The organism is Pseudomonas sp. 1L-B-1-E-C1 (genome assembly GCF_057291835.1).
Genome location: NZ_JBXAWN010000017.1, coordinates 37,239 through 52,973 on the forward strand (window position 1 = coordinate 37,239; position 15,735 = coordinate 52,973).

The following is a 15,735-nucleotide window of genomic DNA, read 5'->3' on the forward strand; positions in this document are numbered from 1 at the left end:
AGGAGCCAAATTGTGCTCATTATAGGGTCTGGCAATTGGGACAATAGTCAGCGGTAGTTGTTCTGGATCTTTCGAAGTAGGACAATTGCCGGCTTCACGTCACCACCAGCGACCTTGAATGGCCTTCCTTGCACTCGGTATTAACCACAAGACTGCTTCAGTAGACGTCCGCGAGCGCGTGGCCTTTACCCCTGAGCAGCTGGTTGAGGCCTTGCAGCAGCTCTGCCGACTGACCGACAGCCGCGAAGCCGCGATCCTCTCCACCTGCAATCGCAGTGAGCTTTATATAGAACAGGATCAGCTCTCGGCCGATGTCGTGCTGCGCTGGCTGGCCGATTATCACCATCTGAGCCTGGATGAGCTGCGCGCCAGTGCCTATGTGCATGAAGACGATGCGGCCGTTCGTCACATGATGCGCGTTGCCTCCGGACTCGACTCGCTGGTGCTCGGCGAGCCGCAGATTCTCGGTCAGATGAAATCGGCCTACGCCGTGGCCCGCGAGGCCGGCACCATTGGCCCGCTGCTGGGGCGACTGTTTCAGGCGACCTTCAATGCCGCCAAGCAGGTGCGCACCGATACTGCGATTGGCGAAAACCCGGTGTCGGTGGCGTTTGCTGCGGTGAGTCTGGCCAAACAGATTTTCAGCGATCTGCAGCGCAGCCAGGCGCTGCTGATCGGTGCCGGCGAGACGATTACGCTGGTCGCGCGCCATTTGCATGAGCTGGGGGTCAAGCGCATCGTCGTCGCCAACCGTACGCTGGAGCGCGCCAGTCAGTTGGCTGAGCAGTTCGGCGCTCACGCGGTGCTGCTTTCAGATATTCCGGCGGAGCTGGTGCGCAGCGACATCGTCATCAGTTCCACCGCCAGCCAGTTGCCGATCCTCGGCAAGGGCGCGGTGGAAAGTGCGCTGAAGCTGCGCAAGCACAAGCCGATCTTCATGGTCGACATTGCCGTACCGCGGGATATCGAGCCGGAAGTCGGCGAACTCGACGACGTTTACCTGTACAGCGTCGACGATCTCCACGAAGTGGTCGCCGAGAACCTCAAGAGCCGCCAGGGCGCAGCGCAAGCGGCGGAGGAAATGGTCTCGGTCGGCGCCGACGATTTCATGGTGCGCCTGCGCGAACTGGCGGCGGTCGATGTGCTCAAGGCCTATCGTCAACAGAGCGAACGCCTGCGTGATGAAGAGTTGCAAAAGGCCCTGCGTCTGCTGGCCAACGGCGGCAACGCCGAAGACGTGCTCGGGCAACTGGCCCGTGGCCTGACCAACAAACTCTTGCATGCGCCCAGCGTGCAATTGAAAAAGCTGTCTGCCGAAGGCCGCCTCGATGCGCTGGCCATGGCCCAGGAACTCTTTGCCCTTGAGGGCTCACCGGATAGTTTTTCGGATAAAAAACCGCAATGAAAGCGTCACTGCTCAACAAGCTGGACATTCTCCAGGACCGTTTCGAGGAACTGACCGCGCTGCTCGGCGACGGTGAAGTCATTGCCGATCAGGCCAAATTCCGTGCGTATTCCAAGGAATACGCCGAACTCGAGCCGGTAGTGGCCGCCTATAAAAAACTGCTCGGCGTGCAAAGCGATCTTGAAGGCGCGCAGGCGCTGCTCAAGGACAACGACCCGGACATGCGCGAAATGGCCGTGGAAGAAGTTCGCGAAGCCAAGGAGTTGCTGATCACGCTGGAATCCGACCTGCAGCGCATGTTGCTGCCCAAGGATCCTAACGACGGGCGCAACGTCTTCCTCGAAATCCGCGCCGGCACCGGTGGCGACGAGGCGGCAATCTTCTCCGGCGATCTGTTCCGCATGTATTCGCGTTACGCCGAGCGGCGTGGCTGGCGTGTCGAGATCCTCTCGGAAAACGAAGGCGAACACGGCGGTTATAAAGAAGTCATCGCCCGGATTGAAGGCGACAACGTTTACGGCAAGCTGAAATTCGAGTCCGGCGCGCACCGCGTGCAACGTGTACCTGCCACCGAATCTCAGGGCCGGATCCACACGTCGGCCTGCACCGTGGCGGTATTGCCCGAGCCGGACGAGCGCGAAGCCATCGAGATCAACCCGGCGGATCTGCGCGTCGACACCTTCCGCTCCTCCGGGGCCGGTGGTCAGCACGTCAACACCACCGATTCGGCAATCCGCATCACCCACATACCGACCGGCACCGTCGTCGAGTGCCAGGAAGAACGCTCCCAGCACAAGAACCGTGCCCGGGCGATGGCGTGGCTTTCGGCCAAGCTCAACGATCAGCAAAACGCAGCGGCGGCCAACGCCATTGCCAGTGAGCGCAAGTTGCTGGTCGGTTCCGGCGACCGTTCCGAGCGCATCCGCACTTATAACTACGCTCAGGGCCGGGTCACCGACCATCGCGTCAACCTGACTCTGTATTCGCTGGATGAAATTCTCGCCGGTGGCGTTGAAGCCGTGATCGAGCCGTTGCTGGCCGAATACCAGGCTGACCAGCTCGCAGCGATAGGTGAATAAATGACCATCATCGCCAGCCTGCTGCGCGCCGCCGAACTGCCGGACTCGCCCACCGCGCGTCTGGACGCTGAGCTGCTCCTCGCCGCCGCACTGGGCAAGTCGCGCAGTTTCCTGCACACCTGGCCCGAGCGCATCGTGCCGAGCGAGGCTGCGCTGATCTTTGCCGAGTATTTGCAACGCCGCCGCAGTGGCGAGCCGGTGGCTTATATTCTCGGCCAGCAGGGCTTCTGGAAGCTGGATCTGGAAGTCGCGCCGCACACGCTGATTCCGCGTCCCGACACCGAATTGCTGGTGGAGGCAGCCCTTGAGCTGCTGCCGGCAACTCCGGCCAAGGTTCTTGATCTGGGCACCGGCAGTGGCGCGATTGCTTTGGCCTTGGCCAGCGAGCGCCCGGCGTGGAAGGTCACCGCTGTGGATCGCGTGCTCGAAGCCGTGGCCCTGGCCGAACGCAACCGCCAGCGTCTGCACCTGAACAACGCCACGGTGCTGAGCAGCCATTGGTTCAGCGCACTTGAAGGCCAGCGCTTTCAATTGATCATCAGCAACCCGCCGTACATTGCCGCCGCCGATCCGCATCTGGTCGAGGGCGATGTGCGTTTCGAACCGGCCAGTGCGCTGGTCGCCGGTGAAGACGGCCTCGATGATCTGCGCCTGATTGTTGCGCAAGCGCCCGATCATCTGGAGGCCGGTGGTTGGCTGATGCTCGAACACGGCTATGATCAGGCCGAAGCGGTGCGTGATCTGCTGCTGACTCGTGGCTTTGAAGAAGTCCACAGCCGCACCGATCTGGGCGGCCATCAACGCATCAGTCTGGGGCGCCTGCCGTGCTGAATGATCAGGAATTGCTGCGCTACAGCCGGCAGATTCTCCTGCAACACATCGACATCGACGGGCAACTGAAGCTCAAGGCCAGCCGCGTGCTGATCGTCGGCCTCGGTGGGCTCGGCGCACCGGTGGCGTTGTATCTGGCGGCAGCGGGTGTCGGCGAGTTGCATCTGGCGGATTTCGACACGGTGGACCTGACCAATCTGCAACGGCAGATCATTCACGACACAGACAGCGTCGGCATGTCCAAGGTCGACTCGGCGCTCAAGCGTCTTGGCGCAATCAATCCTGAAATCCAACTGATCGCCCATCGGCGGGCGCTGGACGAGGATTGTCTTGCCGCAGCGGTGGCGGCGGTGGATCTGGTGCTCGATTGCTCGGACAACTTCGCCACCCGTGAGGCGGTCAACGCCGCGTGTGTAGTCGCGCGCAAGCCGTTGGTCAGCGGCGCAGCGATTCGTCTGGAAGGGCAGTTGTCGGTGTTCGACCCACGGCGTGCCGAGAGTCCTTGCTACCACTGTCTGTACGGTCACGGCAGCGAAGCCGAACTGACCTGCAGCGAGGCCGGCGTCGTCGGGCCGCTGGTTGGCCTGGTTGGCAGTCTGCAGGCGCTGGAAGCGCTGAAGGTGCTGGTCGGTTTCGGCGAGCCGCTGGTGGGGCGGTTGTTGCTGATCGACGCCTTGGGTTCGCGCTTCCGTGAACTGCGGGTCAAGCGCGATCCGGGCTGCAGCGTCTGTGGCTCGCACCATGCGTGAAGCGCCGATCGGCGTGTTCGATTCCGGGGTCGGCGGCTTGTCGGTTCTCGCGGAAATCCAGCGTTTGCTGCCCAACGAATCGCTGCTCTACGTCGCCGATTGCGGGCATATTCCCTACGGCGAAAAGACCCCGGAGTTCATCCGTCAACGTTGCAGTGTGATGGCCGGGTTTTTCCGCGAGCAGGGCGCCAAGGCGTTGGTGCTGGCGTGCAATACCGCGACTGTGGCAGGTGTTGCAGATCTGCGTCGCGACTTCCCCGACTGGCCGATTGTCGGCATGGAACCGGCGGTCAAACCGGCCGCAGCGGCGACCCGCAGTGGCGTGGTTGGCGTGCTGGCAACGACAGGTACGTTGCAGAGCGCCAAGTTCGCCGCGTTGCTCGATCGCTTTGCGGCGGACGTCAAAGTCATCACCCAGCCGTGTCCGGGGCTGGTCGAACTGATTGAAAATGGCGACTTGCACAGCGTCCAATTGCGCACTTTACTGCAGGGTTACGTCACCCCTTTACTGGCTCAGGGCTGCGATACGATCATCCTGGGATGCACCCATTATCCGTTCCTCAAGCCGCTGCTAAGGTCGATGATCGCCGACGATGTCAGCTTGATCGATACCGGCGCTGCCGTGGCCCGGCAGCTGCAACGGTTGCTCGCGGAGCGTGATCTGCTGGCGCAAGGTCCGAGCCTGCCTGCGAGGTTCTGGACCAGTGCCGATTCGCGATCCTTCAGAAAAATCCTGCCGCTGCTGGGCCAAACTGCGTCGAATGTGCAAAACTTCGACTTGTAAAAAAAATGTGAAATAACTCGAAATACGCTGAACTTCTGACCAAGCGCAGATTTCTATAGCGACAGCAGCAACTAAAAACCAAACGATCGTTCCGGAAAAGGAAGTTTCAAAGTGAAGCGACTATTCTGCTTGGCCGCGATTGCGGCCGCACTGATGGGGCAAAGCATTTCTGCACAAGCCGCTGGCGTTGAATTCGCCGTCGGCGGTACCAGCGATTCGACAATGACGTATCGCCTGGGCATGAATTTCGACTGGGACAAGAGCTGGCTGCAGAGCGACGTCGGTCGCCTGACCGGCTACTGGAGCGGTGCCTACACGTACTGGGAAGGTGACAAGACTTCCAGCAACAACAGCCTGTCGTTCTCGCCTGTCTTCGTTTACGAGTTTGCCGGCCAGTCGGTCAAACCGTACGTTGAAGCGGGTATCGGCGCGGCGTTCTTCTCCAACACCGAATACGAAAGCAACAAGCTGGGCGGTTCCTTCCAGTTCGAAGACCGTATCGGTTTCGGCCTGCGCTTCAACGGCGGCCACGAAGTCGGCATCCGCGCCACGCACTACTCCAACGCCGGCCTGTCCAGCGACAACGATGGTGTAGAAAGCTACGCGCTGCATTACACAATGCCGCTGTAAAACAGATCAAAAGATCGCAGCCTTCGGCAGCTCCTACATGGGAATGATGTCTCCTGTAGGAGCTGCCGAAGGCTGCGATCTTTTGCTTTTGAGTCAGCGGTAGGCTGTCGCAATACCCCGGCGCTCTTCGATGCACTCCGGTGCGCCCATTTCAAACTCGCGGCAGATTAACGGTCGCCGTTCATAGATCGTGCACATCATGCTGTCGCGATCCAGCGCCGCGCACCAGCCGTCGTCCAGACGCAGCATCACTTCGCCGCCCCATTCATCGGTATCGATAAAGCGATCAGGCACGCCGGTGTCGGTGATCAGCATCACTTCGAGCTGGCAGCAGCACGCGGCGCAGGTCGAGCAGGTGACCGCCGGTTCGTCGATTTGTGTGTGAGGGATGGTTTTCATCGCGGCAGTGTAAGGCAGTGATCGCTGTGGGTGTGAAAGCGCTGACGGACGCTCACGGCGCCAGCCGTCGCGCCATCAAGTGCAGCAGCGGAAACAGCCCGGCCCAGAGCACGCCGATCACCATCAGCGTCGCCGCCTCGCCGTAGGGAAATTGTACGCCGGCCAGTCGTCCGCCACCGTAGTACGACAACGCCCCGCCCAGCGCGCCAAGGGCGCTGGCCAGCCACCATGGCCGTGCGCTCCAGGCCAGACAGTGACGCAATGTGGTGGCGAGCAGCGCCCAGAGCAACATCAGCCACAAGGGGATCAATGGTGCAGCATCTTCGAAGCGGAACACGCCGAGGTAACGCAAAACGCTGTCCACCGCTGTGCCGACAATCACCACGGACAGAATCAGCCGACCTTCCGCCGCCCAACTACTGATCCAGCGCAGATGAATCACCAGCGCCGCGAGTGCGAGCAACAGCCACAAACTGTTGCCGCCGATTACGCAGACCAGCCAGCCGAGCTGAAACAGCACGGCATTGGCGATGCGCTCAAGCATCGAAGCGACCGAGCAGCGGCGCGGTCATCGCCGCCGGTTTCGCCAGCAGCAATTGCGCGGTGCCGATGGTTCGCTCGAGAAATCCGCCCTCGCAGTAGCACAGGTAGAACTCCCACAAACGCAGGAAATAATCGTCGTAACCCAATTCGCTCAAGCGACCATGGGCGAGCCGAAAGTTCTCGTGCCACAGGCGCAATGTCCTGGCGTAATGCAGGCCGAAATCTTCCATGTGCAGCAGGTTCATGTCGGTCTCGCGGCTGACCACATCGAGCATCTTGTGCACCGAGGGCAGGGCGCCGCCGGGGAAGATGTAGCGCTGGATGAAGTCGACGCTGCGTTTGGCCTGTTCGTAGCGTTGCTCGCGAATGGTGATCGCCTGGAGCAACATCAAGCCGTTGCTCTTGAGCAACTGCGCACATTGCTTGAAATAGGTCGGCAGGAACCGATGGCCGACCGCTTCGATCATCTCGATCGACACCAGTTTGTCGTACTCGCCGCTGAGGTCGCGGTAGTCCTTGAGCAGCAGGGTGACGCGATCCTGCAAGCCGAGTTGTTCGATGCGTTTGGCGGTGAACGCGAACTGCTCTTTCGACAGCGTCGTGGTGGTCACGCGGCAGCCATAATGCTGCGCCGCGTACAGCGCCATGCTGCCCCAGCCGGTGCCGATTTCCAGCAGGTGGTCGCTGGGTTTGAGCGCGAGTTTCTGGCAGATCCGCTCGAGCTTGTTCAGTTGGGCCTGCTCCAGGGTATCGCTCGGCGAAAGGAACTGGGCGGCGGAATACATCATGGTCGGGTCGAGAAACTGTTCGAACAGTTCATTGCCGAGGTCGTAATGCGCGGCGATGTTTTTCTGCGAGCCCTTGCGCGTGTTGCGATTGAGCCAGTGCAGGCCTTGCACGAAGGGCCGGCCGAGGCGCGCCAGGCCACCTTCCATGGCGTCGAGCACCTCGAGATTGCTGACGAACACGCGGACCACAGCAGTCAGGTCCGGCGAACTCCAATAGCCGTGGATGAATGCTTCGCCAGCGCCGATCGAGCCGTTGCCGGCGACCATGCCCCATAGCGCTGGATCGAGCACATGGACCTCGCCGAGCAAGGCGCTGCCTGGCGTGCCGAAGAGCATCTGTTCGCCATCCTCGACGACCATCAATTGTCCGTGTTTGAGCTGCGCCAGTTGGCGCAACACGCCACGGCGCAGCAGCGAGCCGGTCAAGCCGTTGGTGCTGAAGCGACCGAGCGGCAGGCTAGAGGATTTCATGGTGCGGCTCCTTCGGAGGCACGGTGGCGGTTTGAAAGCTGCCGTCGGCAGGCTGATGGGCGAAGATCGGCGCGCGCTTGAGCAGCAGTCGCAACGCTTGCCAGTAGATCGCCAGGGCGGTTTTTGCAGTCATCCACGGGAAGCGCCGCAGATAGCGGTGCAGGCTGCGCCGATCGAGCGGTTCGCGGCGCAGATTCAGCGTGGCGTCGAACAGTTTTTCGCTGCCCTGCCAATCGGCCATGTGCACGCCGAGGCTTTGCGCCGCCGGGCTGAAACTCATGCGGTATTCGAGGTCGCGCGGCAGAAACGGCGAAACGTGAAAAGCCTTGGCCACGGCGAAATGTTGATGGAAATCCACCAGACTGGTCGGCACCTGTGCCGGCAGCACATAGTGATAACGCTCGCGCCACGGCGTGTTGGTCACTTCACAGACGATCGCCGCGAGTTGCCCGTCGGCTTCATGGCAATAGAAGAAACTCACCGGATTGAACGACAGCCCCCAACTGCGCGGCTGGGTCAGCAGGCACACCGCGCCCTGTGGCTCATGACCGATGGCCACGCCAACCTGCTGACGCACCGCATCGATCAGACGCATGCCCTTGCCGGTGAAGGCTTTCAGGTAATCGGTTTCGCGAAACGAGAACGGCGCAAAGCGGCTGCGCCCGGCCAGTGGCGACAAGGCTAATACTGCGTCCTGTTCGCTCAGATCGAGATAGAGCAAACCGATGCGGTAGCGGAATTCGTGGCGGCGCGGCGAGAAGCGTCGATGGCCGATGACGCCGCTGTAGAGGGCGCTGTTCACAAGGTTTCACCGAATGCAGCGGCCACGCGCAAGCCGCTGACCACGCCATCCTCATGAAATCCGTTGGCCCAGTACGCCCCACAATAATGGGTGTGCTGCTCGCCATCGAGTTCGCCCCAGCGGTTTTGCGCCGCTGCGGCGGCCAGGGTGTATTGCGGGTGGGCGTAGGTGTAGCGGGCCAGCACTTTGTCCGGGCTGATCCCGGCGGTCTGGTTGAGGCTGACGCAGAACGTGGTGTCGCTCTCGATGCCCTGCAGGATGTTCATGTTGTAGGTGACCGCCGCGCGCGTATGCCCGGCGCCGCCGAGGCGATAGTTCCAGCTGGCCCAGGCCAGTTTTTGCGTCGGCAGCAGGCGCGTGTCGGTGTGCAGCACGACATCGTTGTCGGCGTAGAGCAGGGCGCCAAGAACCGAGCGCTCGGCCTCGCTCGGATTGGCCAGCAACTTCAGGGCCTCATCGCTGTGGCAGGCAAACACCACCTTGTCGAAATGCTCGAGCCCGGCCGGGCTGTGGATAACCACGCCGTGCTGGTTGCGCTCGACGCGCTTTACCGCGCAATTGAGGCGAATCCTGTCGCTGAAGGAAGCGGTCAGTGGCGCAATGTAGGCACTGGAGCCGCCCTCAATGACCTGCCATTGCGGCCGATCACTGACCGACAACAGACCATGGTTCTTGAAAAAACGCAGGAAAAACTGCAGCGGGAAATTGAGCATTTCCGCCATTGGCATCGACCAGATCGCCGCGCCCATCGGCACGATGTAATGCAGGATGAAACGCTCGCCGTAGCCGCCAGCCTTGAGGTAATCGTCGAGGGTGGTGTCGGCGGCGATGCGCAGTTCCATCAGGTCGCGCTGGGCTTGTTTGTTGAAGCGCAGAATGTCGCGCAGCATGCCCCAGAATCCTGGCGACAGCAGATTGCTGCGCTGGGCAAAAAGGCTGTTGAGGTTGTTGCCGTTGTACTCCACGCCAGTGTCCGGATCGGTCACCGAAAAGCTCATTTCGGTCGGCTTGAAGGCCACGCCGAGCTGATTGAGCAAGCGAATGAAATTCGGGTAGGTCCAGTCGTTGAACACGATGAAACCGGTGTCGATCGCAAACGACTGCCCGGCCACGCTGACCGGCACGGTGTGGGTATGGCCGCCGACCCAGTCACTCGCTTCGAAGACGGTAATGTTGTGGCGGCGGTTCAGCAGATAGGCGCAGGTCAGCCCGGCGATACCGCTGCCAATCACGGCGATTTTCATAGCGGATCCCGCTGCGGTGGGTTCTTGCGCACCATGCGTTTGCCGATCGCCAATTGCGCGCGGGCCGGCAATTTCGACAGTGGCCACAGCGCGGCCATGAACAGCCCCGGGAAGGCAATTTCCAGCGGTCGGTCCTTGAGTTTGGCGAAGATGTGCCGCGCCGCTTTATCCGCAGGCCAGCTAAGCGGCATCGGGAAATCGTTCCTCTCGGTCAGCGGCGTTTCGACGAAACCCGGACTGACGATCGTGACTTCAATGCCTTCATCCGCCAGATCGATGCGCAGCGATTCGAACAGGTAACGCAGCCCGGCCTTCGATGCACCGTAGGCTTCGGCCCGTGGCAAGGGCAGGTAGGTCACCGAACTGGCCATGCCAACCAGGTGCGGCGCGGTGCCTTTGCGCAGCAACGGCAGGGCGGCTTCGATGCAGTAGCTACTGGCGAGCAGGTTGGTACGCACCACGTGCTCGATGATCGACGAATCGAACTGGCGCGCATCGACATATTCACAGGTGCCGGCATTGAGAATCACGCTGTCCAGCGAGCCCCAGGCCGCGCTGATCTGCTCACCGATTTCACGCACGGTCTGACTGTTGGTCAGATCGCCGGGCACCACCAGTACCTGCCCCGGATAACGCTGGGACAAGACTTTCAACGGCGCCGTCGAGCGCGAGCTGACCGCCAGATGCGCGCCGCTTTTCAGAATGTCCTCGCACAACGCTGCACCGATGCCACTGCTGGCGCCGGTCAACCAATACCGCCGTGGAGGTGTACGACTCATCCCATTCTCCTTTTCAGCCAGGCAATCACCCGGCCCAATATTGGCAAGTGTTCATACAGCAGCGCCCCGGCATCGAAATAATCCCGATGGCGATAAACCTTGTCCCGCCAGAGCAGGTGCGAACAGCCGCCGACCCTGATTTCCCGGCCTTTGGCCAGGCGCGGGTGGCGATAACTCATGACCCAGCGCAGATAACCTTCGCCTTCGCTGATCTGGTCGAAACCGTGGAAATCGAAACGCAGATCGCTGACGTTGGCGTACAGCTCGCTGAAGTAATCCTGCAGTTGCGCCAGGCCCTGAACTTCGTGCAGGGGATCGGTGAAATGAATGTCGTGACTGTACAGCTCGCCCAAGCGATGCAGATTGTCCTTGTTCAACCCGGAAAACTGCCGGGCAAAGCTGCGCAGGAATTCACTCATCGCTGCCACCGACAGGCTGACGCGACGGCAGGTTCTTGAACGCGGTCAGCGCACGCTCGCGTGAGGCGCTGAGGTTGACGATCGGCGCCGGATAATCCGCCACGCCGAACAGCCCGCCGCTGGCAGGGTTGTGCACTTCTTTTTTGTTGAGCCCCGCCAGTTGCGGCAGCCAGTGCTTGATGAACACGCCCTCGGCGTCGAATTTTTCCGACTGGCTCAGCGGATTGAAAATGCGGAAGTACGGCGCAGAGTCGGTGCCGGTCGATGAACTCCACTGCCAGCCGCCGTTGTTCGCCGCCAGGTCACCGTCGATCAGATGGCGCATGAAAAAGCGTTCGCCCTCGCGCCAGTCGATCAACAGGTTTTTGGTCAGGAACATCGCCACGACCATGCGCAGGCGATTGTGCATCCAGCCGGTTTCAAGCAATTGACGCATCGCCGCGTCAATGATTGGCAGGCCGGTACGTGCTTCTTGCCAGGCCTTGAGTTCCTCCGGCGCATCGCGCCAGGCCAGCGCCTCGGTTTCCGGGCGGAAGGCGCGATGCCGCGAGACGCGTGGATAGCCGACCAGAATGTGTTTGTAGAATTCGCGCCAGAGCAGCTCGTTGATCCAGGTCACCGCGCCGACCTTGCCGCTTTCGAACTCGCCCTGATTGCTTTGCAGCGCAGCGTGCAGGCACTGGCGTGGCGAGATCACCCCGGCGGCGAGGTACGCCGACAATTGGCTGGTACCGGGTTTGGCCGGAAAGTCGCGTTCGCTGCGGTAATAATCGATCTGCGCATCGGTGAAGGTGTCGAGGCGGCGCCGCGCCTCTTGCTCACCGGCCGGCCATAACGTGCGCAGGGATTCGCTCGGCGTGGCGAAGCCTTTGACTGCCTCGGGAATGGCATCGCTGGCGATATCCAGCGCGGCCTGTTTGCCCGGTGCCTTGACCAGCGCCGGCATCGAGCGGTGCAGGCGTTCGTAACAGACCTTGCGGAACTGACTGAACACCTGGAAATAAGTGCCGGTCTTGGTCAGCACCGTGCCGGGTTTGAACAGCAACTGATCCAGATAACTGTAAAATTCGATGCCCTCGGCCTGCAACGTTTCGGCGACGGCCTCATCGCGGCGGCTTTCGTGGACGCCGTATTCCTCGTTGGCGTGCACTGCCTCGATCTTCAGATGGCGGCAGAGCTTGAGCAGTTCTGCTGGCGCCTGATCCCAGCGCGGCGCGCTGCGAATCAACAATGGGATATTCAGTGCGCCGAGGCTCTGGCTCAGTTCGCGCAGGTTGCGCAGCCAGAAATCCACCTTGCACGGCGCATCGTCGTGTTCCAGCCACTGCTGCGGGCTCAACAGGTACACCGCCACGGTCGGGCCGCGCGCTGCGGCGGCCGCGAGGGCTGTGTTGTCATGTTGGCGCAAGTCGCTGCGCAGCCAGATCAGTTGCATGTGATTAAACCCATCATCAAATCAATCCACGCTCGAGCAGCGCCTGATGGGCTGCAAGCGGATCTTCAGCCAGGAACAGATTGGCAGCCTGGGCGGTGCATGCGGACAACTCGGTGTGGTGGATGTGCACCGCAGGTCCGGCGATCAAGGTCGGGCATTTGACGTTTGCCAACAGCTTCGGCAACTGCGTCAGTTGCATGGCTTTGCTCGAATACAACAGCACGCCACGGGCTTGCAGTTGCTCGACGGTCAACGCCAGTTCACCGGCCGGCAGCGGCCAGTCGAACACCTGCACCGGGCAATCGGCACTGCTGATCAGCCACGCGCACAGCCACAGATGCGGCTCCAGCGGCAGGTCGGAATGATTGATCAGCAGCAGCGGTGCCGAATGCAGCTGACGGTTGTTGTGATAGATGCGCGCGCCGAACTTGCTGCGCAGCCAGGAGAAGAAAAACGTCCGCTCCATTTGTGCGCCGAACTGGCCTTGCCAGCGCTGTTCGAGTTCGGCCAGCAGCGGCATCAGCAACTGCTCGCACAGGGTGCGCGGTGGGTAGAGCGCGATGGCCTGGTTGACGCTGTCATCCAGCGTGCGCTCATTGAGCGCGGTGACTGCCGAGAGCAATGTCTGGCGCAGACGCTGCCAATCGTTCTCCACGGTTTCAGTGAAGGCTTGCGGCGCGTCGAGCAGCGGCTTGACCTGGCTGACCGCAACGCCACGATTGAGCCAGGTGAGGATGGCCATGATCCGCTGCACATGTTCAGCGCTGTAAAGTCGATGGCCCTTGGGCGTGCGCTGGGGCACCACCAGCCCGTAGCGACGTTCCCACGCCCGCAGGGTGATGGCGTTGACGCCGGTCTGCCGGGCGACTTCGCGAATCGGCAACCAGCCCTCGTCGAGGGCTTTCTTGAAGTCGGCGCCGAGGTCTTCCCGCGCGCTGCTGTCGGTTTTATCGTTCATTAGATCGCATTTCGCAGACTGAGGTTTTCCGGGTGCGGTTGCAGATAAACCTGCTGCGCAATGTATGGATCCGGATGGAGGCGAAAGTGGTGCTTGAGCAGGGTCAATGGCACCACGAGCGGCACGATGCCCTGGCGGTATTGCCTGATGACATGCTGCATTTCCTGTTTGTCTTCGGCGCTCAGCGATTGTTTCAAATATCCGCTGAGGTGCAGTAGCACGTTGCAATGGGTGCCACGTGTAGCGCACCTCTTCAGTGCGGCCATCAGTTCGCTGAAATAGCGCGGGCCGAGTTCGGCGGGGTCGCTATTGGCCATGTTGCCGAGCATTTTGCCGAGGGTTTTGTACTGCAGCGGGTTGTGCGCCATCAGCAGGTATTTGTAGCGAGAGTGGAATTGCGTAATGGCGCGGCGAGTCAGGCCTTGGGCGAGCACTTGTTGCCAGGCGCTGTAGGCCAATACACGGGTGATGAAATTTTCCCGGAGCACCGGATCGTTCAGGCGTCCGGCTTCTTCCACTGGCAGGTCAGGATGTTGCGCACAGAAAGCCTGCGCATAGATGCCGCGTCCGCCACCGTTCACTGGCGCGCCGTTGGCGTGATAGACCTTGACCCGCTCCAGGCCGCAGGACGGCGACTGCTGCATGAAGATGTAGCCGGAAAGGTCCTGCAGCTCGCCGGCCATTTTCTCGCCGTACTCGGCCAGTGGTTTGGTGACATTGATGGCCCGGTCGACGGTGCCGACGGCCTCAGGTTGCTCAGGGTCGCCCACCAGCCGGATCGGCTCGCGGGGAATGCCCATGCCGATGGCGACCTCCGGGCACAACGGGACGAAATCGAAATATTCCGCGAGGGTACGGCTGCACAGCCGTGATTCCTTGTGCCCACCGTTGTAGCGCACTTCTTCGCCCAACAGGCAGGCGCTGATGGCGATCTTCGGCTTGGACAGGGAAGCAGTAGACATGAGCACCTCGAATCTATACCTGTACAGAGAGTTATCTCTGTACAACTTTTCCTCAGCATAGAACGATGGATGTACAAGTCAAATGATTTGTATAAGTTTATTGTAGGAGTGAGCCTGCTCGCGATAGCTGTGTGTCAGGCGCAGATGATTTTGGCTGATCAGCCGCTATCGCGAGCAGGCTCACTCCTACAGGGGGAATCTCATTTCCAGCCGAGGATCCAGTGCTCGGCGTCTCTAAGCACCTGCCAGTCCAGTCGCTCGCTGCGCTGGGTCAGCACCGCCTGCAATTCAATCTCCAGCACCGTACCTTCCTCGTCGCGGATCAGTTCGGTGACCAGAAAATGTTTCTCGCGGTTTTGCGGGTGGGCTGCTGTCCATTTCGACAGCAGCAATTTGCGCGGATTGATGCGGTTCATTGCAGGTGTTCGTGCAAGCGACGTGCAGCCTCCTGACCGCTGAGCCAAGCACCTTCGACGCGACCCGACAGACACCAGTCGCCACAGGCATACAAACCCAGATCGGCGTCGGCCAAAGTGGTCCATTCGTGGCCGGTAGCGGGGCGCGCGTAGAGCCAGCGGTGGGCGAGGCTGAAGGTTGGCGCAGGCATGGCACTGTGCAGCAATTCAGCGAAAGCGCCGTGCAGATGCTCGATGACCGCTTCCTTGGACAGATCGATGTGCTGTCGGCTCCAGGCGCTGGTCGCATGCAGCACCCAAGTGTCGAGGGTGCTGTCGCGCCCGGGTTTGCTGCGGTTGCGCGCCAACCAGTCGAGCGGGCTGTCCTGCACGAAGCAACCTTCGATCGGCGTATCGAGTGGGGTTTCGAAGGCGAGGGCGACGGCCCAGGTCGGCTCCATTTTCACCCCGGCAGCAACGCCGGCGAGTTTCGGCGCGGCGGCCAGCAGCGCGGTAGCTTGCGGTGCCGGCGTGGCGATCACCACGTGGCTGAAGGGGCCGTGGGTGCAGCCGTCGGCGTCTTGCAGATGCCAGTGTTCTTCGCCGCGATAGACCTCGGTGATGCGGCAGGCAAACTGCACATCCAGACCATCGAGCAGGCCGCGGGTGATGGCGCTCATGCGCGGCGTGCCGACCCAGCGGGTCTGCTCGTCCGGCGACATGTTCAGTTGCCCGCCCTGGAAGGTGTAGAGCTGCGGCGTCCACTCGGCGGCCCAGCCCTGGCTCTGCCAGCGCTGCACCTCGGTGACGAAGCGCCGATCGCGCGCGGTGAAGTATTGAGCGCCCATGTCCAGCGAGCCAGCGTCGCTGCGCTTGCTCGACATGCGCCCGCCGCTGCCGCGGCTTTTATCGAACAGTTGAACGGTATGCCCGGTCTCTGTCAGAGCCTGGGCGGCGGAGAGCCCGGCAATGCCGGTGCCGATGATTGCGATAGGTACAGTCATAGGGGCCTCGTTTACCTTTCTGTACAGACTACGCCGTCGATGAAACCTGTACAATTCT

General features: G+C 61.4%; 18 protein-coding genes. 6 read left to right on the top strand and 12 right to left on the bottom strand.

Translation table 11 applies throughout. The features are described 5' to 3' along the window. Positions 1-118 precede the first annotated feature (118 nt). From hemA to AC0Z4S_RS24865, 6 genes are all read left to right on the top strand, one after another. Positions 119-1,405, top strand: coding sequence for a glutamyl-tRNA reductase (hemA, locus tag AC0Z4S_RS24840; RefSeq protein ID WP_016773209.1), 1,287 nt, complete (start codon positions 119-121; stop codon positions 1,403-1,405). Then, a complete protein-coding gene (gene prfA / locus AC0Z4S_RS24845; RefSeq protein WP_485624938.1) occupies positions 1,402-2,484 on the top strand; it encodes a peptide chain release factor 1 in 1,083 nt (360 codons plus the stop codon). The genes hemA and prfA overlap by 4 nt, the downstream gene beginning before the upstream one ends. Then, positions 2,485-3,315: a peptide chain release factor N(5)-glutamine methyltransferase gene (gene prmC / locus AC0Z4S_RS24850; protein WP_485624939.1), complete on the top strand. Its 831-nt coding sequence runs from the start codon at positions 2,485-2,487 to the stop codon at positions 3,313-3,315. It abuts the gene before it with no gap. After that, positions 3,309-4,064 carry a molybdopterin-synthase adenylyltransferase MoeB gene (locus AC0Z4S_RS24855; protein ID WP_485624940.1) on the top strand — a complete coding sequence of 252 codons (756 nt, stop codon included), beginning with the start codon at positions 3,309-3,311 and terminating at the stop codon, positions 4,062-4,064. The genes prmC and AC0Z4S_RS24855 overlap by 7 nt, the downstream gene beginning before the upstream one ends. Then, positions 4,057-4,848, top strand: coding sequence for a glutamate racemase (murI, locus tag AC0Z4S_RS24860; RefSeq protein WP_485624941.1), 792 nt, complete (start codon positions 4,057-4,059; stop codon positions 4,846-4,848). The genes AC0Z4S_RS24855 and murI overlap by 8 nt, the downstream gene beginning before the upstream one ends. A gap of 111 nt (positions 4,849-4,959) precedes the next feature. Continuing rightward, a complete protein-coding gene (locus tag AC0Z4S_RS24865) occupies positions 4,960-5,478 on the top strand; it encodes an acyloxyacyl hydrolase (RefSeq protein WP_024014291.1) in 519 nt (172 codons plus the stop codon). A 93-nt stretch (positions 5,479-5,571) separates the two neighbouring features. On the opposite strand, the gene AC0Z4S_RS24870 is transcribed toward AC0Z4S_RS24865, so the two are convergent. From AC0Z4S_RS24870 to AC0Z4S_RS24925, 12 genes are all read right to left on the bottom strand, one after another. Further along, a complete protein-coding gene (locus AC0Z4S_RS24870; protein WP_042609706.1) occupies positions 5,572-5,877 on the bottom strand; it encodes a YkgJ family cysteine cluster protein in 306 nt (101 codons plus the stop codon). Positions 5,878-5,929: 52 nt separating this feature from the next. After that, positions 5,930-6,421, bottom strand: coding sequence for a DUF2878 domain-containing protein (locus AC0Z4S_RS24875; RefSeq protein WP_485624942.1), 492 nt, complete (start codon positions 6,419-6,421; stop codon positions 5,930-5,932). Further along, the gene (locus AC0Z4S_RS24880; RefSeq protein ID WP_485624943.1) at positions 6,414-7,679 is read right to left on the bottom strand and encodes a class I SAM-dependent methyltransferase; all 1,266 of its coding nucleotides are present in this window, start codon (positions 7,677-7,679) and stop codon (positions 6,414-6,416) included. The genes AC0Z4S_RS24875 and AC0Z4S_RS24880 overlap by 8 nt, the downstream gene beginning before the upstream one ends. Further along, positions 7,666-8,481, bottom strand: coding sequence for a DUF1365 domain-containing protein (locus tag AC0Z4S_RS24885; RefSeq protein ID WP_485624944.1), 816 nt, complete (start codon positions 8,479-8,481; stop codon positions 7,666-7,668). Before AC0Z4S_RS24885 ends, AC0Z4S_RS24880 begins: the two co-directional genes overlap by 14 nt. Beyond that, the gene (locus AC0Z4S_RS24890) at positions 8,478-9,725 is read right to left on the bottom strand and encodes an NAD(P)/FAD-dependent oxidoreductase (RefSeq protein ID WP_485624945.1); all 1,248 of its coding nucleotides are present in this window, start codon (positions 9,723-9,725) and stop codon (positions 8,478-8,480) included. The genes AC0Z4S_RS24885 and AC0Z4S_RS24890 overlap by 4 nt, the downstream gene beginning before the upstream one ends. Beyond that, complete coding sequence (locus AC0Z4S_RS24895) at positions 9,722-10,504, bottom strand: SDR family NAD(P)-dependent oxidoreductase (RefSeq protein ID WP_485624946.1); 783 nt, start codon at positions 10,502-10,504, stop codon at positions 9,722-9,724. Before AC0Z4S_RS24895 ends, AC0Z4S_RS24890 begins: the two co-directional genes overlap by 4 nt. After that, positions 10,501-10,923 carry a nuclear transport factor 2 family protein gene (locus AC0Z4S_RS24900; RefSeq protein ID WP_253495849.1) on the bottom strand — a complete coding sequence of 141 codons (423 nt, stop codon included), beginning with the start codon at positions 10,921-10,923 and terminating at the stop codon, positions 10,501-10,503. Before AC0Z4S_RS24900 ends, AC0Z4S_RS24895 begins: the two co-directional genes overlap by 4 nt. After that, positions 10,916-12,358, bottom strand: coding sequence for a deoxyribodipyrimidine photo-lyase (phrB, locus tag AC0Z4S_RS24905; protein ID WP_485624947.1), 1,443 nt, complete (start codon positions 12,356-12,358; stop codon positions 10,916-10,918). The genes AC0Z4S_RS24900 and phrB overlap by 8 nt, the downstream gene beginning before the upstream one ends. A gap of 16 nt (positions 12,359-12,374) precedes the next feature. Continuing rightward, positions 12,375-13,316: a MerR family transcriptional regulator gene (locus AC0Z4S_RS24910; protein WP_485624948.1), complete on the bottom strand. Its 942-nt coding sequence runs from the start codon at positions 13,314-13,316 to the stop codon at positions 12,375-12,377. Then, complete coding sequence (locus AC0Z4S_RS24915; RefSeq protein ID WP_485624949.1) at positions 13,316-14,278, bottom strand: YbgA family protein; 963 nt, start codon at positions 14,276-14,278, stop codon at positions 13,316-13,318. Before AC0Z4S_RS24915 ends, AC0Z4S_RS24910 begins: the two co-directional genes overlap by 1 nt. A gap of 200 nt (positions 14,279-14,478) precedes the next feature. Further along, a complete protein-coding gene (locus AC0Z4S_RS24920) occupies positions 14,479-14,694 on the bottom strand; it encodes a TIGR02450 family Trp-rich protein (protein WP_485624950.1) in 216 nt (71 codons plus the stop codon). After that, a complete protein-coding gene (locus AC0Z4S_RS24925) occupies positions 14,691-15,677 on the bottom strand; it encodes an NAD(P)/FAD-dependent oxidoreductase (RefSeq protein WP_123420105.1) in 987 nt (328 codons plus the stop codon). Before AC0Z4S_RS24925 ends, AC0Z4S_RS24920 begins: the two co-directional genes overlap by 4 nt. Positions 15,678-15,735: the final 58 nt, after the last annotated feature.

Coding starts and splice junctions, on each gene's coding strand:
- hemA (WP_016773209.1), top strand. CDS start 119: ATGGCCTTCCTTGCACTCGGTATTAACCACAAGACTGCTTCAGTAGAC.
- AC0Z4S_RS24895 (WP_485624946.1), bottom strand. CDS start 10,504: ATGAGTCGTACACCTCCACGGCGGTATTGGTTGACCGGCGCCAGCAGT.
- prmC (WP_485624939.1), top strand. CDS start 2,485: ATGACCATCATCGCCAGCCTGCTGCGCGCCGCCGAACTGCCGGACTCG.
- phrB (WP_485624947.1), bottom strand. CDS start 12,358: ATGCAACTGATCTGGCTGCGCAGCGACTTGCGCCAACATGACAACACA.
- AC0Z4S_RS24875 (WP_485624942.1), bottom strand. CDS start 6,421: ATGCTTGAGCGCATCGCCAATGCCGTGCTGTTTCAGCTCGGCTGGCTG.
- AC0Z4S_RS24880 (WP_485624943.1), bottom strand. CDS start 7,679: ATGAAATCCTCTAGCCTGCCGCTCGGTCGCTTCAGCACCAACGGCTTG.
- AC0Z4S_RS24900 (WP_253495849.1), bottom strand. CDS start 10,923: ATGAGTGAATTCCTGCGCAGCTTTGCCCGGCAGTTTTCCGGGTTGAAC.
- prfA (WP_485624938.1), top strand. CDS start 1,402: ATGAAAGCGTCACTGCTCAACAAGCTGGACATTCTCCAGGACCGTTTC.
- murI (WP_485624941.1), top strand. CDS start 4,057: ATGCGTGAAGCGCCGATCGGCGTGTTCGATTCCGGGGTCGGCGGCTTG.
- AC0Z4S_RS24920 (WP_485624950.1), bottom strand. CDS start 14,694: ATGAACCGCATCAATCCGCGCAAATTGCTGCTGTCGAAATGGACAGCA.
- AC0Z4S_RS24915 (WP_485624949.1), bottom strand. CDS start 14,278: ATGTCTACTGCTTCCCTGTCCAAGCCGAAGATCGCCATCAGCGCCTGC.
- AC0Z4S_RS24870 (WP_042609706.1), bottom strand. CDS start 5,877: ATGAAAACCATCCCTCACACACAAATCGACGAACCGGCGGTCACCTGC.
- AC0Z4S_RS24890 (WP_485624945.1), bottom strand. CDS start 9,725: ATGAAAATCGCCGTGATTGGCAGCGGTATCGCCGGGCTGACCTGCGCC.
- AC0Z4S_RS24910 (WP_485624948.1), bottom strand. CDS start 13,316: ATGAACGATAAAACCGACAGCAGCGCGCGGGAAGACCTCGGCGCCGAC.
- AC0Z4S_RS24925 (WP_123420105.1), bottom strand. CDS start 15,677: ATGACTGTACCTATCGCAATCATCGGCACCGGCATTGCCGGGCTCTCC.